At 62.7% G+C, this 23,682-nt stretch carries 18 protein-coding genes and 2 tRNA genes; 1 reads left to right on the plus strand and 19 read right to left on the minus strand.

Features of this window, described 5'->3' with window-relative positions:
- Position 1: 1 nt before the first annotated feature.
- The 6 genes from LPW29_RS07895 to LPW29_RS07920 form a co-directional block, all read right to left on the minus strand.
- On the minus strand, positions 2-2,983 hold the full coding sequence (locus LPW29_RS07895; RefSeq protein WP_238627558.1) for a hybrid sensor histidine kinase/response regulator: 2,982 nt from the start codon (positions 2,981-2,983) through the stop codon (positions 2-4).
- Between the two features lie 388 nt (positions 2,984-3,371).
- Positions 3,372-3,509, minus strand: coding sequence for a light-harvesting antenna LH1, beta subunit (gene pufB / locus LPW29_RS07900; protein WP_025281777.1), 138 nt, complete (start codon positions 3,507-3,509; stop codon positions 3,372-3,374).
- A gap of 57 nt (positions 3,510-3,566) precedes the next feature.
- Positions 3,567-3,764 carry a light-harvesting antenna LH1, alpha subunit gene (pufA, locus tag LPW29_RS07905; RefSeq protein ID WP_090249762.1) on the minus strand — a complete coding sequence of 66 codons (198 nt, stop codon included), beginning with the start codon at positions 3,762-3,764 and terminating at the stop codon, positions 3,567-3,569.
- 501 nt (positions 3,765-4,265) lie between these two features.
- Positions 4,266-5,708 carry a BCD family MFS transporter gene (locus tag LPW29_RS07910; protein ID WP_274520318.1) on the minus strand — a complete coding sequence of 481 codons (1,443 nt, stop codon included), beginning with the start codon at positions 5,706-5,708 and terminating at the stop codon, positions 4,266-4,268.
- A 48-nt stretch (positions 5,709-5,756) separates the two neighbouring features.
- Positions 5,757-6,587: a ferredoxin:protochlorophyllide reductase (ATP-dependent) iron-sulfur ATP-binding protein gene (gene bchL / locus LPW29_RS07915; RefSeq protein WP_238627574.1), complete on the minus strand. Its 831-nt coding sequence runs from the start codon at positions 6,585-6,587 to the stop codon at positions 5,757-5,759.
- Between the two features lie 301 nt (positions 6,588-6,888).
- Positions 6,889-7,287 carry a zinc ribbon domain-containing protein gene (locus LPW29_RS07920; RefSeq protein WP_238627559.1) on the minus strand — a complete coding sequence of 133 codons (399 nt, stop codon included), beginning with the start codon at positions 7,285-7,287 and terminating at the stop codon, positions 6,889-6,891.
- 195 nt (positions 7,288-7,482) lie between these two features.
- Between LPW29_RS07920 and LPW29_RS07925 the strand changes: the two genes are divergently transcribed.
- On the plus strand, positions 7,483-10,095 hold the full coding sequence (locus LPW29_RS07925; protein ID WP_238627560.1) for a PEP/pyruvate-binding domain-containing protein: 2,613 nt from the start codon (positions 7,483-7,485) through the stop codon (positions 10,093-10,095).
- 146 nt (positions 10,096-10,241) lie between these two features.
- On the opposite strand, the gene gdhA is transcribed toward LPW29_RS07925, so the two are convergent.
- The 13 genes from gdhA to cobD all read right to left on the minus strand — a co-directional run bounded on the left by gdhA (position 10,242) and on the right by cobD (position 23,553).
- Positions 10,242-11,591 carry an NADP-specific glutamate dehydrogenase gene (gene gdhA, locus LPW29_RS07930; protein WP_238627561.1) on the minus strand — a complete coding sequence of 450 codons (1,350 nt, stop codon included), beginning with the start codon at positions 11,589-11,591 and terminating at the stop codon, positions 10,242-10,244.
- Between the two features lie 108 nt (positions 11,592-11,699).
- Positions 11,700-14,696 (minus strand): diguanylate cyclase, encoded by a 2,997-nt coding sequence (locus LPW29_RS07935; protein ID WP_238627562.1) that lies wholly within the window; start codon positions 14,694-14,696, stop codon positions 11,700-11,702.
- Between the two features lie 236 nt (positions 14,697-14,932).
- On the minus strand, positions 14,933-15,907 hold the full coding sequence (locus LPW29_RS07940; RefSeq protein WP_238627563.1) for an META domain-containing protein: 975 nt from the start codon (positions 15,905-15,907) through the stop codon (positions 14,933-14,935).
- A gap of 146 nt (positions 15,908-16,053) precedes the next feature.
- Positions 16,054-16,129, minus strand: a tRNA-Glu gene (locus LPW29_RS07945).
- A 107-nt stretch (positions 16,130-16,236) separates the two neighbouring features.
- Positions 16,237-16,428, minus strand: coding sequence for a hypothetical protein (locus LPW29_RS07950; protein WP_238627564.1), 192 nt, complete (start codon positions 16,426-16,428; stop codon positions 16,237-16,239).
- 32 nt (positions 16,429-16,460) lie between these two features.
- Positions 16,461-16,536: transfer RNA gene (locus LPW29_RS07955), tRNA-Ala, on the minus strand.
- A gap of 28 nt (positions 16,537-16,564) precedes the next feature.
- A complete protein-coding gene (gltX, locus tag LPW29_RS07960) occupies positions 16,565-17,980 on the minus strand; it encodes a glutamate--tRNA ligase (RefSeq protein WP_238627565.1) in 1,416 nt (471 codons plus the stop codon).
- Between the two features lie 109 nt (positions 17,981-18,089).
- The gene (locus LPW29_RS07965; RefSeq protein ID WP_238627566.1) at positions 18,090-18,839 is read right to left on the minus strand and encodes an adenosylcobinamide-GDP ribazoletransferase; all 750 of its coding nucleotides are present in this window, start codon (positions 18,837-18,839) and stop codon (positions 18,090-18,092) included.
- Positions 18,836-19,465 carry a histidine phosphatase family protein gene (locus tag LPW29_RS07970; RefSeq protein WP_238627567.1) on the minus strand — a complete coding sequence of 210 codons (630 nt, stop codon included), beginning with the start codon at positions 19,463-19,465 and terminating at the stop codon, positions 18,836-18,838. The genes LPW29_RS07965 and LPW29_RS07970 overlap by 4 nt, the downstream gene beginning before the upstream one ends.
- 2 nt (positions 19,466-19,467) lie before the next feature.
- Positions 19,468-20,526: a nicotinate-nucleotide--dimethylbenzimidazole phosphoribosyltransferase gene (gene cobT, locus LPW29_RS07975; protein WP_238627568.1), complete on the minus strand. Its 1,059-nt coding sequence runs from the start codon at positions 20,524-20,526 to the stop codon at positions 19,468-19,470.
- A complete protein-coding gene (cobU, locus tag LPW29_RS07980) occupies positions 20,523-21,047 on the minus strand; it encodes a bifunctional adenosylcobinamide kinase/adenosylcobinamide-phosphate guanylyltransferase (RefSeq protein WP_238627569.1) in 525 nt (174 codons plus the stop codon). The genes cobT and cobU overlap by 4 nt, the downstream gene beginning before the upstream one ends.
- Positions 21,044-22,510, minus strand: coding sequence for a cobyric acid synthase (locus LPW29_RS07985; protein ID WP_238627570.1), 1,467 nt, complete (start codon positions 22,508-22,510; stop codon positions 21,044-21,046). Before LPW29_RS07985 ends, cobU begins: the two co-directional genes overlap by 4 nt.
- Positions 22,507-23,553: a threonine-phosphate decarboxylase CobD gene (gene cobD / locus LPW29_RS07990; protein ID WP_238627571.1), complete on the minus strand. Its 1,047-nt coding sequence runs from the start codon at positions 23,551-23,553 to the stop codon at positions 22,507-22,509. The genes LPW29_RS07985 and cobD overlap by 4 nt, the downstream gene beginning before the upstream one ends.
- Between the last annotated feature and the right edge of the window lie 129 nt (positions 23,554-23,682).

A 23,682-nucleotide genomic window follows, 5' to 3' on the forward strand; every position in this document is an offset into this window, starting at 1 on the left:
CTCATACCTCTGTGGGATCCACTTTCGGCGTCTTCAGAAAAGCATCCACCACCTGTATGAAGGCTGCCATGTCCAGCGGCTTGGTGAGGTAGCGATCAAAACCTGCCTCGTGACCTCTCTCCACATCCCTTTCGGTGGCGTTGGCGGTCAAGGCAATCACCGGGATGCGGGCTGTCTCTGACTGCTGACGCAGGTGCTGTAGCACATCATAGCCGTTCATCCCCGGCATGTTGATATCCAGAATGATCAAATCCGGTCGATGTCCTCGGGCCAGTTCCAGACCCAGGCCGCCCGAGGGGGCATTGAGCACCTGCACACCCACCCGCTGACGCAGCACGTGCTCGACCAGGCGTAGATTGGCGGGATTGTCATCCACGTGCAGCACCGTGAACGGACGATCTTGCCCCGTCATGTCGACGGGCAGAGAAGGCGCCGGCCCGGTCTCATCCCCAGGCCCGCAACTCGCCGGCTCACCTGCCTTGAGTTCGAACCAGAAGCAGCTCCCCTGCTCCAGCCTGTCCATACCAATCACTCCGCCCATGAGCTCCATCAGACGCTGACTGATGGCCAGACCGATGCCCGTGCCCTCGATGGATTCATCGCCGTCCTCGTGAAGCCGGGCAAAGGCCTGGAACAGGGAATCCCGGAGATGTTCGGGTATACCCCGCCCCGTGTCACGCACGCGCACCCGCACGCTATCGGCATTCACCTCGGTATCCAGCCACACGCAACCCTGGGGCCGGTTGTACTTGATGGCGTTGGAGATGAGATTGATCAGCACCTGCTTGAGCCGGGTGCGGTCCGCCATCAGCACCTGATCCACCTGACCCACGTGGATCGTGACGCCCTTGTCCCGAGCCAATGGTCGCAACAGTGTCAGACAATCCCTGACCACATCGGCCAGCGGCACCGACTCGATGGACAGTTCAATCCGGCCGGACTCCACCCGAGCCAGATCCAGCACTTCATTGATCAGATCCAGCAGATGGCGCCCACCCCGCAGGATCTCCTTCACACTCTCCTGCTGTTCCTCGCCCAGGGATGGATCCGCCTCGAGCAACTGGGAAAAACCCAGGACCGCATTCATGGGGGTGCGCAATTCATGACTCATGCGCGACAGAAAGTCCGATTTGGCCTGGTTGGCTCGCTCTGCCTGCTCCTTGGCCTCCTGCCACCGGCTCATCGCCAGATGACGCCCCTCCTCGGCACTCAGTGCCGCCGCCAGAATTCCCAGGATACGTTCATCCTCATCCGTGGGCTGCATGTGGCGGGTCGATACGACACAGAGACTCCCGACCACCTCACCCTGACAACGGACGGCATGGCCCAGATAGGACTTCAGCCCATAGCGTTTTACATAGGGGTCCCGCTCAGCATAGGGCGTCTGCATCAAATCCCCGCTCACATACGCATCCCCCAGGGTGCCATTGATCACGTCATAACAGACATGCCCCTCGGGCGTGTCGCTCAACGGCATGTCCTGGGGTGTTTGCCAACGCCCCAGGGCGAAGAGCCGACCTTCCTTGAGCCGGTTATACAGCGCCGCCTCGCTCTCCAGCAGTTCGCCGCACACCTGGGTGATCCGCGTGATATTTTCCTGGTAATCGGGCCCCAGGCTGGCCAGACATTCGTTCAGACGAATCAGGCGGCGCTCCATCCGTTTGCGTCGCCCGACATCCCGCAAGATGCCCACGGCATACCAGCCATCGTTCATCTGCAGTGATGACAGGGAGAGTTCACCGGTCATTCGGCTGCCATCACGACACTGGGCGGAGACCTCCACAATCTGGTCAACGGCCTGTCCGGCGCCTGTGTGAGCGAAGTGACGCATCGCCCGCCCCACCGCAGGAGGCGGACCGCCCGGCACCAGCAACTGGTGCATATCGCGCCCCAGGGCTTCATCTCGAGGATGACCCAGTAGACGTTCCGCCGCACGGTTCCAAAAGACCACCCGACCATCGGGGTCCATCATGATGATGGCATCCTGGGCCACATCAGTGATGGCCTTGAGCATGACCTGACTCTTCCTGAGCTCCCCGGAGCGCTCCTGAACCTGCCGCTCCACGGATAACTGCCTGACCCTCAGCAGCATGACCAGCATGGTCGCCAGCAGCGTGAAAAGCAGTCCCACAGCCCCCACACCCCAGGCCCGGTCCCCGGCCCTCTCATGAGTCTGGCTCAAGGGCGGGAACATCGATGAATTCGATGAGGGTGACTGGTGCCCGGCCTGGGAGTGCAGCGCCACCAAGTGCGCAAACGCCGCCTGCTGCTCGCGCTGATCGAGTTGCTGGGCCACGCTGACCCCGAGCCCCGTAAGCAACAGGCCACTGACCAGGACAAACGCCGCCTCCAGGTAGGGTGCCGCGGGGTGAACGGCACCGGTGCGGCCACGTCGGGTCACAATGGCCACGCCCAGACCAAAGACCATCAACAACCCCATACCCGCCAGCCAGGCGGGTCGGCTGCCACGATGAATCTCCGACCACCACAGCGCATCCGGGGCATCCAGCCCCACAACCATCATCAGCTCACCCGTTTGCGGGTTGACCACCGGTGCCAGGCTGGAGATGAACTGCCCGTATTCATCGGTGTAGGGCTGCGTGGTCGTGGCCTGACGAGACTCCAACACCCAGGCCAGCTCATCGGGCGGGGACTCATAACGGGTGCCCGGCAGGCTGGCATCCGGGTCATCCGGATCGAGACTTTCCGGACCAAAGACCCAATGGCCATCACGCGGGGCGACCGTCCAGAGTTCGCCTCCCCCATGACGCTCGGACAATGCCCTCAACTGCACCCGCATGCTCTCGAAAATCGGAGTCCCCAGGTCATCGATGGAGAACGACAGGCTATCCACGCGTCGCCAGTGCAGTGCGTTGGCCACCTCGACAACCTGGATCAATAACCGGTCACGCTGATTGGATTCCACCAGATTCGCCTGCCAGGCCGACATGACGAGGACTACCACCAGCAGGATGATGCCCATGCAGGTTACCAGGAGACCCGGCCGAATCCCGTGGCCAGGATCAGAATCCGCACAGGGCTTCCCCGGAGTCAATCCGGGCGGAGAACCAGCTTGGAGCATGCTAGAAACAACCGAAGCGCATCAACGGATTCCACTCATCCGTCATGCTTGGGCACGTAAGGCGGTCAGGGGGGAGGTTGGCTGGCGCACCAGCATCCAGGCGCTCAGCCTGTCCAGGAGTGAGATGCAGGATTGCGAAGGCAGGCATGTCATAAACGCAAAAAAGTAGAGGGGGTTGGTGGAACCCTTGGCGGGGGACGGGCCTCTGCAAATGTCCGCCCCACGCCGAAGGATACACCAAACCCCCTCTACCCGCACCGCTACCTCAAACGAGGTGACGGTAAAGACCTTAGTAGAAAGGTCTCCACAGGTACACCAGGAAGTGGGCAGCTGCCGCCAACACCATGAACACGGTGAAGGTGGTCTTGAACTGCTCGTGGAATTCCTTGGCTTGTTCTTCGGTCAGACCGGAGATGCTGTCATTCATTGGGAATACCCTCTAACGTGTAATCAAGAAGTCGTTTGGATTCAGAAGAATCCAGACTTACTCGGAAACTTCCGCAGACGCATCATAGGTCAGCGGGTTGTAGCTGTCGTTGGCATACACGAAAGCGTGCACAGCCAGAGCAACAACCAGGACAGCCATCAGGATGGGCATCAGCCAGGTGCCGGGGTTAACCACCAGCCACAGCTTCCAGTCGTCTCTGGGGTTGCTTGGCTTGCTCGGTCTGTATTCACTCATTGATAAAGCCCTCTTGGTTTAAGACCAGGCCCCTGTGGAGGCCGGGATGTTTTCAACCGCCGCATCACACACATGCAGCCAAGGTTGAGACTTGAATCAGATCCTGCGGATTCCGGCACCCAAGGCCCGGAAAACTCCCTGAACAATCTTTTTTCAACTTGTTACCTGGCAGAGCGTTTCCGATTCAAAAACCCCTGCTTCAGTCTGGTTGTAAGTCTACGTTGACAGGGTTAAATGTCAAGCTGGCCTACGGCCTCCGCACAGACAGGCAAAACCACCCGGAAAAACGCGACTCACAATGTAAAATCAAATGGTTAGACCCCCATCCACCGCACCGGAGCCATTCCATTCCAAGCCATTCCCGCATCCTGTGCTGCCGTTTTTCTGACCCAGATCATCATTTTGGCCTCGCCGGCAGAAAGCCATTGCGGCAATGGATCTCCCCCACAAAAAAAGGGGCGCCGCAGCTTTTCGCCACGGCGCCCCCGACTCCCATCAGGATCAAGTGGTGGGGAAATCCGGCATGCCGAAGCGGGCATCCCCCGCGCCATGGCGTGGACCGCCTTCGCGCAGCAGCGGGATCATCACCAGGAGCGCCGTCAGGAGAATACCGATCTCCAGGTAATACACTGCCAGATAACCCGTTGCAGGCGCTGCCAGGGTCTCCCCAAGCAGCCCACCGCCGGTGATGAATCCGGCAATATCCCGGATGATGCCGCCCAGGGCGATGGCCCCCCCGGCAGCAGTGGCCTGCACGGCGCCCCAGGCTCCCACGGCCATGCCGCTTTGCTCATGACGGGCAAAGGCCATCATGGCCAGCAGGGTGGAAACAGCAAACAGCCCACCCCCAAAGCCGATCAGGCCCGTGCCCAGACGGAAGACCAGCGTGGACTCCAACGGCACGGCCAGCACCACGATGATGAAGGCCACCACGCCGATGGCTGCGCCGGTGGCCCCCACCCGGTAGGGGTCCCCTCCTCGGGTGAGCACATAACCGGCCAGAGAGAAGGCCATGAGCATCCCCAGGGCCCACAGGGCCGTGAGCGTGGTGGTGGCGGACACCGACATGCCCAGGATTTCACCGCCATAAGGTTCCAGCAGGATGTCCTGCATGTTGAACCCCATCGTGCCCAGACCGATGACCACCAACAGTCGGCGGACATGCCCCATGGAGGCGAATGACCGCCAGGCCTCCATGAAGGGCACCCCCGGTTGATGACGCCTCTTGGCGCGATCCTGATTGATGGACTCCTGTTTCCACAAGGCAAACAGATTCAGCGCAATGGTGATCACCGCCACGCCCTGCAGCACTTCGATCAGGCGACCCGGACTGTAATCAGTCAGCAGCCAGCCAAACAGACCCGAGGCCAGAACCATACCCATCAGCAGGATCACATAGAGCAGGGCCACCACCCGGGGACGCTGCTCGGGGGCTGCCAGGTCCGTGGCCAGGGCCAGGCCGGCCGTCTGAGTGGTGTGCAGGCCTGCTCCTACCAGCAGGAAGGCCAGGGCCGCAGCCAGGGGCCCCAGGAAGGCGGGCCCGCTGCCATCGGCGAGCACCAGCAGGGCAAACGGCATGATGGCCAGGCCACTGAACTGCAACAGTGTGCCAAACCAGAGATAGGGCACCCGGCGCCACCCAAAAGCGGATCGATGATTGTCCGACCGGTGGCCCAACAGGGCCCTCAGGGGGGCAAAGAGCAGAGGCAGGGAAACCATCAGGGCCACCAGCCAGGCGTGAACACCCATCTCCACCACCATCACGCGGTTGAGGGTGCCGGTGAGTAGCACGATGGCCATACCGACTGACACCTGGAAAAGCGCCAGTCGCAACAGCCGCGGCAATGGCAGCTCCTTGGTGGCTGCATCGGCAAACGGCAGGACCGACGGGCCCAACCGTCTGAGGATGCCCATGAAGGCGCCCGAGGCCTTTCTATCCTTCATCGCGGATCACTCCCACTGGTCTGGTACATGCGATACCTCCGGCGATCATCAATCAAATCCCAGGAAATCGAAGATGTCTCGATCCTTCATCGGCGTGGCGCGCTGCGATTCCACACCATCGAGCAGACTCTGGGCCAGGCGCATATATTCCTGCTGAGCCGTGATCAATTCCGGCTCGTCCTCCATCTCGAAGACGGTGGACTTTTTCAGGCGACTGCGACGAATCACGTCCAGCAGCGGGAAATGCGCCAGGCGGTTGAGACCCACGGCATTGTTGAAGCGATCGATCTCATCGGTATTTTCGCTGCGGTTGGCAATCACCCCACCGATACGCACCTGGTAATTCTTGGCCTTGGCCTCGATGGCGGCAGCAATGCGATTCAAGGCAAAGATGGAGTCAAAATCATTGGCGGTGACGATCAGTGCCTGATGCGCATGTTGCAGTGGTGCGGCAAACCCCCCGCAGACCACATCACCAAGCACATCGAAGACCACCACATCGGCATCTTCCAGTAGGTGGTGCTGCTTGAGCAGTTTGACTGTTTGACCCACCACATAGCCGCCACACCCGGTACCCGCCGGGGGACCTCCGGCCTCCACGCACATGACACCGTTATAGCCCTCGAAGACGAAGTCTTCCGGGCGCAATTCCTCATCATGGAAATTCACGGACTCGAGCACGTCGATCACCGTGGGCACCATGGATTTGGTCAGGGTGAAGGTGGAGTCATGCTTGGGGTCGCAACCGATCTGTATCACCCGTTTGCCCAGTCGCGAGAAGGCGGCGGACAAATTCGAGGAGGTGGTGCTCTTGCCAATGCCCCCCTTGCCATAAATGGCGAACACCCTGGCTTTGCCGATGTGCAGATTGGGGTCCATGGATACCTGGACGCTGCCCTCGCCGTCCGGCGGTGCGGGGCAGTCGTTGTTGCAAGTCGAGTTCACGCCGTATTCTCCTCGGTCATACCGTCAGGACGGTCTAAGGTTCTTCACTAGCGCCGGGGGCGGGCCCCTGGCATCTCGGCGTCCGGGCCCATTCATGGGGGATGCTCAGGCTTCCAGCAAGTGATTGGCCGCCCGGGCCGAGGTGAGGGAATGGATCGCGGCCAAGCGCCGGAGGTTAGCGCGCGGCATTCGCAAAAACAAGCACGCATGCCCCCGGCAGGCAGGTAGACCGACCTCAGCTGCCGAGTTTACGGTGAAACCAGAGATTGCGGCCTTCGTTGAACACCAGCCAGATAATTCCGGCATACACCATGAGGTCAGCCACGTAGTAAACGAGCGCGCGACCGTCACCATCCTGTCCCACCCAGGCCTTCATGCCCATGCCCAGGGTGAGGCCCGCGAAGAAGAGCAATACCGACATGACACGGTGGCGGGCCACCCGATCGGTAAAGGCCATGTATTCCTGTTCGCCCCGCAGCCATTCCTCATCCACTTCCTGTTCGTACTCCATACCCGGCTCCCGCTCCATGACTTCCGAGTCTTCCTGAGCCGCGATGGGTGCCCCGCAACCTGGACAGGTCGGTGCCTTGTCCGAAACTTCCCGGCCGCATTCGGGACATTCAATTAATGCCATTGGTCATCCCCTTGTGAGTTGAAGCGCAGATTGAGCCCCCTCATACGCCCCGGTCTGCCATGTCCCGCAGTCGATCCGGCTTGGGCCCATCACCCCGCGCATGATACAAGGCGATCAACACCGGGTGAATACTTACTCCCGGGAAGTTCGGCCACAACGGCACAAGCCGCTGTTCCCATGATCCAGGGCAAGTTCATGACATACCAAGCCGAGGTTACACGCGTCTCCACCGGCCTGCCAGGGCTGGATGAGGTGATCGATTGTCTGCGCATCGGCGACAACGTGGTATGGCGCGTGGATCATGTGGATGACTATCAACGCTTCATCGATGGCTTCGTGCAAGCCGCCCTGGCTCGTGACCGAAGCATCATCTATCTGCGCTTCGGTCATCACGCCCCGCTGGTCGAGGCCGGGCCCAATGTGCGGGTGGTCCACCTGGATGCCCTGAGTGGCTTCGAGGCCTTTACCGAACATGTATACCGCCTGATCACCGACCATGGGCGCGGGGCCTTCTATGTGTTCGACTGCCTCTCCGACCTGCTGGAGGACTGGGCCACGGATCTGATGGTGGGCAACCTGTTCCGGGTGGTTTGCCCCTACCTGTTCGAGTTGGACACGGTCGCCTATTTTGGTCTGCTCAACGACCACCACTCCCACACCACCGTGGCGCGTATCCGCGAGACGACGCAGGTGCTTATCGATGTGCGCCGTACCGCCGGCGAATGCCATGTGCAGCCCGTCAAGGTCTGGCGCCGCCAGTCTCCCACCATGTTTCTTCCCCATCGCCATCACGGACACCGCTTCGAGCCGGTGATCGACAGCAGCGATGCCACCCGCGTGCAAGCAGCCTTGCAACCTGATCACAGCCAGGGTCCGCAGCGCCAACTGGACTATTGGGATGCCCTGTTCCTCGCCGCCGCCCGGCAACTTGAACAACCCGACGACGAGGACGGCCGACTCGCCCAGGTGGAACGCCTGTGCCGGGTGCTCCTGGGACGGGATGAACGCATTCTGGACCTGGCGCGTCGATTCTTCCACCTGGAGGATCTGATGGCCATCCGTGCCCGGGTGATCGGCAGTGGCTACATTGGCGGCAAGGCGGTGGGCATGCTGCTGGCCCGACGCATCCTGTCGGACAGGGATCCGACAACCTGGGCGGCACACCTGGAGCCCCATGACTCATTCTTTCTGGGCACCGACGTGTACTACTCCTTCCTGGTGCACAACGGCCTGTGGCCGCTGCTCATGCGCCAGCACGAACCCGAGGGCTACTACAGCGAAGGCCGTGAGTTACACACACGCATGCTTGAAGGGGCACTCCCCGAGGAAACCCGCATGGAACTGGCCCGGATGCTGGATTATTTCGGCCAGTACCCGATCCTGGTGCGCTCCAGCAGTCTGCTGGAGGATGGCTTTGGCAACGCCTTCGCGGGCAAGTATGACAGCGTCTTCCTGGTGAATCAGGGCTCCCCCGAGGAGCGCCTGGCCCGCCTGGAGGAGGCCATTCGCCAGGTCTTTGCCAGCACCATGAGCGAAGACGCTCTGGTGTACCGCCAGCAGCGCGGACTGGACGGCATGGAGGAACCCATGGCCCTGCTGCTGCAACGGGTGAATGGTCGTTATCACGGCCGACACTACCTGCCCGATGCTGCTGGCGTGGGTGTGTCGCGCAACATCTTTACCTGGGATCCCCGAATGGACCCCGCCGCTGGCATGGTACGTCTCGTGGTGGGTCTGGGCACCCGGGCCGTGGACCGGAACGACGACGACCATGCATGCGTCGTGCCCCTGGATCAGCCTGAGATGCGCCCCTTCCGGGACAAGGAGGACGCCCTGCGCTTCTCCCAGCACCAGGCGGATACCCTGGATGTGACCGGCAACACCCTGTCCAGCATCCCCTTGCGCCAACTGGCTTCACTGGATGCGGATATGGAACGCATCCTGGGCTGGTGTGGAGAGCGGGACCGCGAAGCCCTCCAGCGGGCACGGGAACATGGGCTCACGCCTCCCTGGCGAATCAGTTTCGGCCCGCTCCTTGCCAAGACACCTTTCGTACCGCTGATGCAGCAATTACTTCAGACCCTGGAGGCCACCTACGACTATCCGGTGGACGTGGAATTCACGGTACACATCGGCCTTGAAGGACAACCCTCCTTCAACCTGGTGCAATGCCGTCCCTTGCAGACCCTGGGCCAAAACCGGCCCGTGACCGTCCCCGAAGGGATTACGGACGATCATCTGCTGCTGGCCACCCGGGGTCACTTCATGGGTGGCAGCATGGATCAACCCATTCATCGGGTGATCCGTGTGGATGGCGAGCGTTACAGCGCCCTGAACCCACACCAGAAATTCGCCGTGGCTCGCCTGGTGGGCCAAATCAATCGGGCCCTGGATAACCGGGATGACTGCCCTACCCTGCTGATCGGGCCGGGGCGTTGGGGCACCAGCACACCCGAGTTGGGCGTGCCCATCCGCTTCGCCGATATCAGCCGCATGGCAGTCATCATGGAGGTGGCGGAACTGGGCGGTGGCGTGGTGCCGGACCTGTCCTATGGCTCTCACTTCTTCCAGGATCTGGTGGAATCACGCATCGCCTACGTGGCCGTGCGGCCTCACGACCGGCACACCCACTATCATCCCCAGTGGCTGACCGGCACGCCCCGGGAAGTGATCGATGAAGATTCGCTGGATGGTCTGGATGCCGACGTACTGGGCGCCGTGGCGGTGCACAACATGACCGGGGTCGGCCTGAGGCTGGTGGCCGACGTGGTGAGTCAGCGGCTGGTGTGTTACCAGGAAGGCCAATGAGCCCCCCCCCCTCATCCCCGGCCCTTCTCCCCGGAGGGGAGAAGGGAGCTTAAGGCTCCACTCTTCGGTCGGGGCTAAGGAACATCAGAGCCCCTCTCCCCTTTGGGGAGAGGGGTTGGGGTGAGGGGCGGGCGTGCCCCGAAGCGTCAGACCACACCCATCGCCATCATGGCACGCCCCACCTTCAGGAAGCCGGTGATGTTGGCGCCGGTCACATAGTTACCCGGGGCACCAAACTCCTCGGCGGTCTCGTAGCAGTTGCGGTGGATATCCACCATGATCTCCCGCAGACGATCCTCGGTGTGCTCAAAGGTCCAGGAGTCGCGGCTGGCGTTCTGCTGCATCTCCAGGGCACTGGTGGCCACCCCGCCGGCATTGGCCGCCTTGCCCGGGCCAAAGGCGACGCCGGCGTCGGAGAAGATACGCACCGCCTCCGGGGTGCAGGGCATGTTGGCACCCTCGGCCACGAGGATGCAGCCGTTCTTCACCAGGGCCTTGGCATCGTGACCATTGAGCTCGTTCTGGGTCGCGCAGGGCAATGCCACATGGCAGGGCACTTCCCAGATGTTGCCATCTTCCAGATACCTGGCGCTCTTCTTCTCCTGAGCGTAGGCACTGATCCGGCGACGCTCCACTTCCTTGATCTGCTTGACCAGATCCAGATCGATGCCTTCATTGTCCACGATCACGCCGTTGGAGTCGGAGCAGGCCACCACCTTGGCCCCCAGTTCCATGGCCTTCTCCATGGCATAGATAGCCACGTTGCCGGAGCCGGAGACCACGCAGGTCTTGCCGTCCAGGGAATCGGAACGCACCTTGAGCATCTCGTGCGTGAAGAACACGGTGCCAAAGCCGGTGGCTTCCTTGCGGGCGCGGCTGCCGCCCCAATCCAGGCCCTTGCCGGTGAACACGCCCGATTCATAGCGGTTGGTGATGCGCTTGTACTGGCCGAACAGGAAGCCGATCTCCCGCTGACCCACGCCGATGTCGCCGGCGGGCACATCCGTATATTCCCCCAGGTGGCGGTACAACTCCGTCATCAAGCTCTGGCAAAAGCGCATGATCTCGCCGCCGGAACGCCCCTTGGGGTCGAAATCGCTGCCGCCTTTGCCGCCGCCAATGGGCATGCCGGTGAGGGCATTCTTGAAGATCTGCTCAAAGCCCAGGAATTTGATGATGCCCAGGTAAACGGAGGGATGAAAGCGCATCCCCCCCTTGTAGGGGCCCAACGCACTGTTGAACTCCACCCTGAAGGCGCGATTGATGTGGGTCTGCCCCTTGTCGTCCTGCCAGGGCACCCGGAAAATGATCTGCCGCTCAGGCTCGCAGACCAACTGGATGATCTTGCGATCGGCCAGTTCAGGGTATTTCACCAGCACTGGACCGAGGGTTTCCAACACTTCCCGCACGGCCTGGTGAAATTCCGTTTCCCCGGGGTTCCTGTGCAGCACTTCCTGATAGATGGGTTCCAGCTTTTCGTCCAGACCTGCGACCATGGGATGGCTTCTCCGCGTCATTCGATGTGTTAAGCCGGGCATTGTAACCTTTCCTACAATTCCTTGGGCATTACCGGTCCAACCTGAAGACCCGCCGCCAACGGGCGCTCACGAATCCGGCGCGGCAAGAAATTCCACACGGTTGCGACCTGTCGACTTGGCCTGATACAGGGCCGTATCGGCCCGCTGCAGGGCATCATCCGGCGAGATGTCCGTGGTGCATAACGGGGTCAGGCCGATGCTCACCGTGATGGGGATAGTTTGTGCCCCCACCTTCACCGGCACCTGCTCCACACGTGCGCGCAGACGCTCAGCCAGGTGCAGGGCCGCTTCAGTCTCGGTGTCGGGCAGCAGGACAGAAAACTCCTCCCCCCCTACCCGACCGGGAATGTCCGTCTTGCGCAGGCAATCGCGCATCAGGTGGGAAAAATGCCGCAGCACTGCGTCCCCGGCGGAGTGTCCATAATTGTCATTGACGGCCTTGAAGTAATCCAGGTCCAGCATCATCACCACGGCCTGATGGCTGCCACGCTCCATGCGGGCGATCTCCTCGGTCACACGTGAGAGAAAATGCCGACGATTGGCCAGGCCCGTGAGGTAGTCCGTGGTGGCCATCTCCCTGAGTTCCTGCTCCATGCGCTTGCGTTCGCTGATGTCCGTGACAGTGCCCACCATGCGCAAGGGCTTGCCACGCAAGTCCCGGCGCACCACCAGCCCCCGGGACAGGACCCACCGCCATTGCTCCCGCTCACTGCGCACCCGATGCTCGCAGGCAAAGTTGGGCAGACGGCCATCCAGGTGCGACCATAGATGTTCGTTGAGGTGATCCAGGTCATCCGGATGCACCCGGGCCAGCCACTGCTCGTAACGGGGCGCAGAATGCTTGTCGTCGATGCCCACGATTTCCATGCAACGATGGGACAGAATCACCTCATCGGACTCCAGATTCCAGTCCCAGACACCATCTCCAGCCCCTTCCAGGGCAAAGCGCCAGCGCTCGGCACTCTCCCTGAGGGCCGCTGCGTCCCGGGTGCGCTCGATGGCAATGGCCGCCAGGTTCGCCTTCTCCTGGATCAAATGGATATCGCGTTCACTGGGGCTGTGGATGTGTTCATGATAGATGGCAAATGTCCCCAGCACCTGGCCGCGGGTTGACAGAATGGGCGCCGACCAACAGGAGGCCAGACCGGCCTCCCGAGCAATGGCCCTGCCTGGCGCCCAACGCGGGTCCGTCTGGATATCATCCGCGATGGCCACCTTGCCGGTGGCCGCTGCATGACCGCAACTGCCGACGTTTTCCTGTATCGGCGTCCCATTGACGGCGCGATTGAAAAAAGTCGGCAGACTCGGGGCAGCCCCCACCAGGAGCGTACCGCCGGACTCATCCGCCAGCATGATGCTGCAGCGCATGTCCGGGCACTCCAGTTCCACCTCCTGGGCCAGCACCTCCAGGATGATCTGTAGCTGCGCCCCCTGGGCCAGCAGCGAAAGCACATGACTGCGGGAGGCCTCCCGTTGTTCTTGCTGTTTTCGCGGGGTAATGTCGGTGAGCACCCCCTCGAAAACCAGAGGCTCGCCAGCCTCGCTGTATTCCGCGCGGGTGAACTCCTCGATCCATATGACATCGCCGGTCACCGTGATCACCCGGTACTCCTGACGATATCGCGGACGTCGTTGACGCACATGCTCGACCACCTCGGCCTCCACCCGATCCCGGTCATCGGGATGCACCAGGTCCAGGAAGGGCAGTTCACCGGAGACCAACTCTGCCGTCGGAAGACCCCACCGAGCCACATTGCTGGACAGGTATTCCACCGGCCAACCCGGCTGCGGTGACCAACGACACAGGACCACCGGGCTGGACTCCACCAGCTTGTTGGCCAGTTCCAGGGCCTCCAAAGCGGTCAGCCGATCCAGCGCCACGGAAAGATCTTCGACCATCTCGGCCAGGAATGACATCACGGACGGACTGAAGAAACCGGGCTCGTCGGAAAACAGATTCACCGTGCCGGTCACGGCGCCCCGGCCTCCAAGAGCGAAGCGAGCCAGGGCCCGTCGCCCGGCCCGGGCTGCTGATCGGGACCCCGGCAACCCCTCATCCGGATGGAGTTCATTGAGCACCAGGCGCCCACCATCGTCCGCCTCCAGGCCCTGTTGCCATTCCCTGGAACTGTGCAAGGGATCGATGTCGCCCACGTCCTCGCCCGCACGGGCAAACACCCTCAGATTGCGAGTATCCGAAAGCTCCCATACCCCGATCCAACAGGCACTGAACCTGCCTTCCGTGACGCTGATGCGGCAGACCTCCTGCAACAGGGGCTTGAGGCCTCGCGTACGAACAATGGCCTGGTTGACCCGGCTGATCAGGTTTTGCAGGTGTTGCTGCCGACGGGCTTCCCGCGTCACCTTCTGGACCTCGGTGAGGTCACGCAGGGTCACCAGGCAGCCCTGCAGGACACCGCTGGCATCGCGCACGGCACGCACATGCATGCCCGCGTAGACCACATGTCCATCCTGATGCAGAAAACGCTTCTCCCCCACATAGGCCTCGGCACCGCCCGAGCACAGCTCGTGAAAGGCCTGCTGATCAAAATCGGGATCGGAGGGATCGGAGACAGCCTCCCACGGCTGGTCAAGCAAGGCCTCAGGCTCATAACCCAGGATTTCACACAATCGGTCATTGACCGCCCGCCAGCGATAAGCCACCGGATCCAGGATGGCCATGCCCATCACGTGCAGGTCGTAGAAATGCCGCAGCAGACCGTTGGCCTGGGAATTCGGTGGGGGGGTACGCAGACGCTCTGCCAGGAAAAAAACGAACGTTTCCGGTTCAGCATCGCACGCGGGTTCACGCGCCACCAGCAGATCCACCCGGAAACCACGACCCGCGGTGTCCACGCAGGCCACATCCTGGGCAAGAGAGGCCCCCTTGTCCGCAGCCTCCAGGAGGAGATCTTCAAACAAATCGGGCTGGCCCGGAGCCAGCCACTCCCCCAGATGCAGCTTCCCCCCGAACGGCTGACCGGTGCGCCCGCCGAACTGCAGCAGACTGCCGGCCATCTCATTCACGCTGAGGATGATGCCCTTGCGATCCGACTTGACCATTGCAAGAGGCATCCCCGGGATGGAAGAGGCCACTTCTCCACCCGGAACATCCATCAACCATGGTGCTGTCCTATCCTGTGACATCACGACCTGCCTGGTGTCGGAAAGGAGACCGCCTCCCCTCCCATGATTGGACAATAGCATCCCCGCGGCGCCCCAGGGTAGCGATTGACCTCCTCTTCAGATAACCGGAATAATTGTCTGGCATCAATGGTTTGGATGCCGAGACAAACGCGTTACTCGTCGCCCCTCACCGCCCGCAGGCTGAGACCCTCTTCGGTTTCCAGCACCAGAGCACCATCCTCATCAAAACGGTGCTGGCTCACCGACTCCAGGTGCCGCAGGAAGAAGCGCTCCTGCTCCATCACCGGCTCAGGGCAGGCCATCCGGGTACTGGCCAGGGGGCCCACCTCCATGGCCTCCCCGGTCAGGCGATAGGGCCCCGTATAACGATTGCAGAAGGCGACTCCTGCCACCCGCTCCCCGGCCAGAAAATCAACCGTCGCGCGGGAATCGTCCAGCAAGGGCTCATCGTCCATGCTCACCACGCGCCATTCCTCCCCCACGAGCAGATCATGGGGATCGCCTCCACACCCTTTCACCCGGGCCTCCCCCCAGGTCAGGCTCACTTGGTCCGGATAGCTCATGCCAGTCATGGTGTCACGGCACAGTCCTGGCTCAATACGAATGTCAAGCGGCCCTTCGTCGGTGGATGCCGCATAAAGGGCGCTTGGGCCCTCCATGGTGACGTCTGGCGTGGGTAGAGTCAGTGTCCGTTGGCCATAGTCCATGGACAACTCCAGCCTCTCCGGCCCGATATCCACCCGCCAGCCAGGTTCATTGCCCTGGGCGCGATAGGTGGGTGGCCGGGTCACATGGCAGTCCAGCCGCGTCTCATCATCCAGTGTGAGCACAGCCTCATCTCCCCGGTTCCAGAAGGACACGGGACTGCCATTCACACTGCCCGCATACCGGGCACCAGAGGCGGCGCGCTCGGCCTGGAGTTGATGGATATGGTTATCCATGACCAGTTCGAGGGATTCCCCCCGAAAGCGGGTGATCACGGGAATGCCCCCACAATCCCAGAGCGCGTCACCCAGTCGCGCCGGATCAAGGCCATCTTGCTCCAGCTGGACGTGATCTTCCTCGCCACAGCCCACCAGCGCCCACACCGAGGCAGCGGCAACACCAACCAGACACCACTTGTTCATGACATGCTCCATCCAGGGAAAGTACCGCTCATCATCATACGCGGCGCACCAATAAAGCCAATGGGAATGCGGTCACGCCATGGAGAATCCACAACGAAAAAGGCCCGGAAAACCATTACTGGTCATCCGGGCCTTGATCTTCAAGATGGCGTCCCCACGGGGATTCGAACCCCGGTCGCCGCCGTGAAAGGGCGGTGTCCTAGGCCTCTAGACGATGGGGACTAGAGAAAGCGGGCATTCTAGCAGAAAAAATCATTTTTGCCAGAACTTTTTAAGTGTTCTTGAAAGGCCAGGACAAGACCTTTCAAAACCACTCTCTCGGGTCACATTCAGTCCCTGGGCGCCGTTAAAACAACGGTGACCAGTCCAGTAAAGACCAACAGGAAACTGATCGGAACCAACGAGAGAAAATACTTTGCCAAGTCATCGTAACCGGCGAACATGGCGGTAAAACCGGTGATCAGGCTGATCAAACAGATCAGTGCCCCGACCAGCATCGACATCTTGCCTAATCGATACATGCCGGATCTTCCTGATCACCGGGTAAAGCATTTGGTGGAGCCAGGCGGGATCGAACCGCCGACCTCTTGCATGCCATGCAAGCGCTCTCCCAGCTGAGCTATGGCCCCGAAGGAGGTGCGTATATTACGGGTCGTTTCAGGTGTTGTCAACAGTTTGTGACTCAATCCATTCAACGGCCTGCTTGATACGCCTGAGGGTGCGTTCCCGACCGAGCAGATACAAGGTCTGATCGATGGAGGGAGAAACCGAACCCCCGGTTGCCGCCACCCGAAGGGGCTGTGCAACTTTGCCCAATTTTAACTCCAAACGTTCCGCAACGCCACCCACCGCGAGGTGAATCGACTCGGGTTGCCATTCGGCCAGGGCATCCAGGGCGCCATGCAGGGCCTGGAGCACCGGCGCGGCCTCGGGCTTGAGATTCTTGCGGGCGGCCTTTTCCTCGTAGGCGTCGAAGTCCTGGTAGAAATACAGGCTGGTATCCGCCATCTCCACCAGGGTCTTGGCGCGGTCACGCTGCACATCCACCACTTCACGCAACGGAGGATGGCCCGACGGATCCACGTTGTGCTGGCCCATGTGCCAGGAAAGCTGGCGGGCCACGTAATCGTGGTTCAGGGTCTTGATATAGTGCTGATTGAGCCACAACAGCTTTTCCGGATTGATGGCGGAGGCCGAGTGGTTCACGTCGTCGATATCAAAGAGTTCGATGAGTTCATCCAGGGTGAAGATCTCCTGATCCCCGTGGGACCACCCCAGGCGCACCAGGTAATTGATCAGGGCCTCGGGCAGGAAACCGTCATCCCGATACTGCATGACACTGACCGCCCCGTGGCGCTTGGACAGCTTGGCGCCATCCGGGCCCAGGATCATGGGCAGGTGCGCATAACGCGGCGGTTCCACCCCCAGGACCTTGAGGATGTTGATCTGCCGGGGCGTATTGTTCAGGTGATCATCCCCACGGATTACATGGGTGATCTGCATATCCCAGTCGTCCACCACCACCGTGAGATTGTAGGTGGGAGTGCCATCGGAGCGTGCAATGATCAGGTCATCCAGCTCGCTGTTCTGGAAGGTGACCCGGCCACGCACCATGTCGTCCACGGTGGTGATGCCTTCCACCGGATTCTTGAAACGAATCACTGGCTCCACCCCTTCGCGAGGTTCCTTGCGCATCCGGCAGCGACCGTCGTAACGGGGCTTTTGCTTGCGCGCCATCTGTTCCTCGCGCATGGCATCCAGTTCTTCCCGGGTGCAGTAGCAACGATAGGCATGGCCCTCGTCCATCAGCCGTTGCACCACCTCCTTATAGCGATCAAATCGCTCGGTCTGATAGAAGGGGCCTTCGTCGTATTCCAGGCCCAGCCAGTTCATGCCTTCCAGGATGGCGTTCACCGATTCCGCATTGGATCGAGCCAGGTCGGTATCCTCAACGCGCAGCACGAATTCTCCGCCGTGCTTGCGTGCATACAGCCAGGAGAACAACGCCGTACGGGCGCCACCGATATGGAGATAACCTGTCGGGCTCGGGGCGAAACGGGTGCGAACTTTCATGGAGTCCCTCGGTTGTGGGGTTGGCTATGAAGCCGCATAGAGTAGCAGAGGGCTCGGGTGGCTTCACCTTGACCACCTGCCCCGGATCAAGTTTCGATCCGGGGCAGGTTCACATCATCAGGACCACGGCCACCAAAACGCCGGCCTCCACCAGCTCCGCCAGGGCGCCGGCGGTATCCCCGGTGGTGCCGCCGATGCGGTGGCGCATCCAGATGCGGCCGAGGAGGAATACCCCCCCTGCACCGAGCAGGGCCCATAGCCCCACCCAACCCAGGCCAAGCACCAGGGGCATTGCGGCAACGGCCACACCCACCCCGAGCGTGACCACCCAGGCGGCGGAGCGGGGAAAATGTTCAGCCAGCAGGCTGCCCATACCACCGGGGCGTACATAAGGTGTGGTGAGAAACAGCAATGGCAGGGCGGCCCGCCCCAGCAGGGGCGCCAGGATCAGGGCCATCCAGCCCCCCTGCCCCAGCAGCGCCAGCAACTCCAGCACGGCAGCGAACTTGACCAGCAGCACCAGGATCAGGGCGGTCACACCGGCCGGACCGCACCGGGGGTCCTTCATGATCTCCAGGGTGCGTTCCCGATCCCCCAGCCCCCCAATCCAGGCATCGGCGGTATCGGCCAGCCCATCCATGTGCATCAACCCGGTGAGCACCACCCAGGCAACGATGATCAGTGCAGCCGCCAGCACCCCCTCCCCCAGCAGCCAGGCCAGGCCCGCCAGGCACAGCCCCATGAGCAGCCCGACCAGGGGGTAATGCAGCAACGACTGCCCCACCTGTCGATCGGTGGGGTTGTTCCAGGACACGGGAAAACGGGTCAAAAAACGCAGGGCCACCAGAAACGGCTTCAAGAGGGATCTCCGGTTGTTGTTTCAATGTCCACGGCGCCCAGCGCGCTGACGGTACTCACCTCGCCCCCCGCTTGCAGATGAATGCGGAAGACGCAGGCATGGGGTACTTCCAGTTTGAGCAGATCCGACAGGGGGCGTTGCTGCACATGCAGCAGGATGAGGCGGATCACCCCCCCATGGGTGACCAGCAGTTGCGGACCGGCATCCCTGCGCGTCAGGGCCGCTTCCCAGGCCAGCAACACCCGCTCACGGAAATCCACCAGGGGCTCCGCACCCGGCGGGATGTGGTTCAGCGGGTCCTGCCAGAACCGACCCAGGGCCTCGGGTTCGCTCTCCATGAGCTCCGCTGCAGTGCGCCCTTCCCAGGCACCAAAATGCATCTCCCGCAAACGGGACTCTTCCTGGAGTGCGATCCCCGCCTCCCGGGACCAGTCCTGTGCGGGAGCCAAGCAGCGCCGCAGGGGGGAACTGGTGATCTGTTGCCAGGGACCGTGCCGATCATGCCCGGCCTGCATCCGCGCCCGACCCAGATCCGTCAGGGCGTCATCCAGGCTGCCGCGAAAGGCGAAACCACCGGTGGTTTCGCCGTGACGCATGAGGTCGATATAAGAGGTGGAAGAGGACACGCTTACTCAGGCTCCGACACCTGGGCCTCATCGAAGGTGGCCATGCGACCGTGCAGATCACAGGCCAGGCGCAGCAGGGGCACGGCAGTGGCGGCACCGCTGGCCTCGCCCAGGCGCATGCCCAGATCCAGCAGGGGATCGGCAGCCAGGGAGGACAACACGTGGCGATGGCCCGGCTCCGCCGAGGCATGCCCGAAGATCATCCAGTGACGGGCACTGGGACAGATGCGCGCCGTGGCCAGGGCGGCGGCGGAACTGATGAAGCCATCCACCATGATGGGCATCCCCATCTGGGCACAGGCCAGGTAGGCACCACTCATGGCCGCCATCTCGAAGCCTCCCAGGCGACGCAGGCATTCCACCGGGTCTTCCAGGTGGTCCTTGTGGAAGGCCAGGGCCCGACGCAACACCTCGGCCTTGTGGCTCACCCCGGCCACATCCAGCCCGGTACCGGGGCCCGCCAGTTCGCGCGGGTCCAGCCCCATGAGGGCGCAGGCCAGGCCGGCGGCAGCGGTGGTGTTGCCGATGCCCATCTCGCCGGCGATATAGAGTTCGGTACCCGCCAGGCGGGCGCGCTCGGCACTGTGGCGACCCGCGTTCATGGCCAGGGCCAGTTGATGCACATCCATGGCCGGCGCAGAGACAAAATTCGCGGTGCCCGGGCCCACGCGCACATCCAGCACCCCCTCCAGGGGGCCGGTATCGGTGACGGTGCCCAGGTTGATCACCTCAAGCTGGGCTTCCAGGGATCGGGCCAGCACGCTGATGGCCGCACCGCCCCGGGCAAAGTTGCGTACCATCTCCGCCGTGACCGACTGGGGAAACCGGGAGATGCCCTCGGCCGCCACGCCGTGGTCGCCGGCGAAGATGCTGATCTGGACCTTATCCACACGGGGCGTGGCACTGCCCTGCATGCCGGCCAGGCGGCAGGCCAGGGGTTCCAGCAGACCCAGGGAGCCCAGGGGTTTGGTCAGGCGGGTCTGGCGTTCTTCCGCATCCAGGCGGGCCTGTTCGTCGATATCGGCGGCAGGCACCTGCAACCAGGGGGTTTCATTATTCAAAGGCTTTCTCCTTTCAGTACCAGGGGCAGGCCGGCGATGGTCAGTACCACGCGGTCGCTTCGCGCCGCCACGGCCTGATGAAGCCGGCCGGCTTCGTCACAAAAACGTCGGGTCAACTCTCCCATGGGCACGATGCCCATGCTGGTCTCGTTGCTCACCATGATCAGGTGTCCGGGCAGATCCGACAGCGCCTCCAGAAAACGGGTCTGTTCCTGGCGGCAGGTGTCCTCATCCTCGTCCCAGAGCAGGTGGGTGAGCCACAAGGTCAGGCAATCCACCAGCAGGCAGTGGCCGGGGCGGGCGTGCGCCTGAAGCACATGGCCCAGATCGGCGCCTGCCTCCACCAGACCCCAGTCATCGGGTCGGCGGTCCTGATGGTGCTGGATGCGCTGACGCATCTCCTCGTCATCCCGCATTCGGGCCGTGGCCACATAGGTCACCGGCAGGCCGCTTTCCACCGCCAAGCGTTCGGCCAGGGCGCTCTTGCCGGAGCGCACGCCGCCCAGGATCAGTTCTTTCATTCCAGCCACCCCAGAATCCGCTCCATATCCAGATGGGTCTCCACCGCATCGGCCAGTTGCTCGAAACCGGCCTCCCGGTCCCGGGAGAGATCCCTGCCGGACACGGCATCCAGCCCGGCCCAGGCCAGCAGGGCACTGAGGGTCTCGCCGCAATCGAACAGGCCGTGGACATAGGTGCCCAGCACCTGCCCATCCTCCGACACGGCCCCATCCGGCCCATGGTTCAGTTGTGTTGCCGGCCTTGCCAGCGCCGCGCCGCGACTCACGCCGGCATGGATCTCATAGCCCTCCAGTGGCGTACCATCCTGCAGATGCCCCTGCACCTGGCGCAACTGCTTGCCCTGGGCCAGGGTGGTCTCCATCTCCAGCAGGCCCAGCCCCATGCTGCTGCCCGGCTCCCCTTCCACCCCTTCCGGGTCATGGATGGCGTGCCCGAGCATCTGCAAGCCGCCGCAGATGCCCAAAAGGCGCCCGCCATAGCGCAGGTGTCTGAAGATGTCCTTCACCCAGCCCTGTTCGTGCAGCCAGGCCAGGTCCGCCCGCACCGCCTTGGACCCGGGCAGGATGATCAGGTCCGCCGGCGGCAGGGTGTCCCCCGGCCCGGCCCAGATGAGGTTCACCCGGGGATGCAGCCTCAAAGGGTCGAAGTCGGTGTGGTTGCTGATGCGGGGCAGGACGGGCACCACCACGTTCAGTACCGTCTCACCCGGCAGGGCGTTCGTCTCTGTACCGTTGAGCGTCTCGGACAGTCCATCCTCTGCCTCCAGGTACAGCCCCTTGAGATACGGCAGCACCCCCAGCACCGGCTTGCCGGTCTCCTGCTCCAGCCACTCCAGACCCGACTCCAGCAAGCGGATATCGCCCCGAAAGCGATTGATCACAAAGCCCACCACCCGCTTGCGCTCCGAGGCCGACAGCAGGGCCAGGGTGCCCACCAGATGGGCAAACACACCACCACGGTCGATATCGGCCACCAGGATCACCGGGCAATCCACCGCCTCGGCGAAGCCCATGTTGGCGATATCCCCCTCGCGCAGATTGATCTCGGCCGGGGAGCCGGCGCCCTCCACCAGCACCACACCATGTCGGGCCAGCAGTCGCCCGTGGGCGGCCACCACCCGGCCAAGCAACTCAGGCTTCATGCGGTGATAGGCGCCCGCCTCCGACAAGGTGAGGGGCTGCCCGTCCAGGATCACCTGGGCCCCCTGGTCCGAGCAGGGCTTGAGTAGCACCGGATTCATGTCGGTGTGCGGCGCCAGGCGGCAGGCCGCGGCCTGCACCGCCTGGGCCCGTCCGATCTCGCCGCCCTCGGGGGTGACGGCGCTGTTCAAGGCCATGTTCTGGGGCTTGAAGGGGGCCACGGACAAGCCGCACCGCACCAGGGCGCGCCCCAGGGCAGTCACCAGGGTGCTCTTGCCCGCATCGGAGGTGGTGCCCTGGATCATCAGGGTGCCTCGACTCATGCGCCGCTCGCCCCGAGCACTTCCTTCAATGCATCTTCCAGGCGTTGCCACTGCGATTCATCCGCAGGCAGGCCAAAACGCAGGCTGAGCGGATCCGTGAACAACCGGGTCAGGATGCCCTGGCGCCGCAAGGCCTGGTGAATCTCCCGCGCCTGGTCGGTGCGGCCCCATTGAAAAAGTGAGGTGCCGCCGTCGGGCGGCAGGCCGTGGATATCCAGGCAATCCCTGAGCCGTGCCCCAGCCTCGTAAAGGCTAAAGCGGGTCTGCTCCTGCCAGTCGCGATCCTCCAGGGCCTGGGTGGCCACCCAGCGCGAGGGCCCGGTCACGGTCCACGGCCCCAGGGCGGCAGCCAGGCGCTGACGGATGTCCACCTCGGCGAAGACAAAACCCACCCGGGCACCGGCCAGGCCGAAAAACTTGCCCAGGGAGCGCAGTACGATCAGGCCCGGCTGGGGGCAGGTGGGGGCCAGGCTGCGCTCGGGGGTGGCATCCATGAAGGCCTCATCAATGATCAGCCAGCCGCCCTTGTCCGCCAGGCGTTGATGCCAGGACTGTAGCCGAGCGGGGTCGAACAGGGCGCCGGTAGGGTTGTTGGGATACACCAGCAGCAGGACATCCAGGGCCGGCAGATGTTCCTCGATGGTCTCCGGCGCCAGGGCCCGCACCGTGTGACCGGCCTGCTTCCAGGCATGGGCATGCTCGCCGTAGCTGGGGTGCAGGACCCCCACGCACCGGCCCGGCGGCAGCAAGGTGGGCAGGGCCTGAATAGCTGCCTGGGAGCCGGCCACGGGCAGGAGGGGGTCGCTACCATAATAATGTGTGGCCGCCGCCTCCAGGCCATCGTCCTCTTCCGGCAGACGCATCCACTGGGAAGTGGGCACGGCGGGTACGGGCCAGCCATTGGGGTTGATCCCGGTGGACAGGTCCAGCCATTCCTCCAGGGGAATGCCCTCTTCCCGGGCCGCTGCACGCAGACGTCCTCCGTGTGGCAGGAAGGGTGCCGAGGATGAAGCGGTCGGGTTGTCTGCGTTGGATTGAGTCAAGTGTGTCAGCCTCCAGATCAGTGCGAAACGGCATCCTTTGAGGGGGAAACCTTGAGGCGCCCCCGAAATCCTGATACTTCAGAGCCCTTTTCAAAACCCCATTGGCTACGAAAGCCCCCGTGGGAGCAT

Origin of the sequence: Ectothiorhodospira sp. 9100 (genome assembly GCF_022227565.1) — a bacterium.
GTDB classification, from domain to species: Bacteria; Pseudomonadota; Gammaproteobacteria; order Ectothiorhodospirales; family Ectothiorhodospiraceae; genus Ectothiorhodospira; species Ectothiorhodospira marina.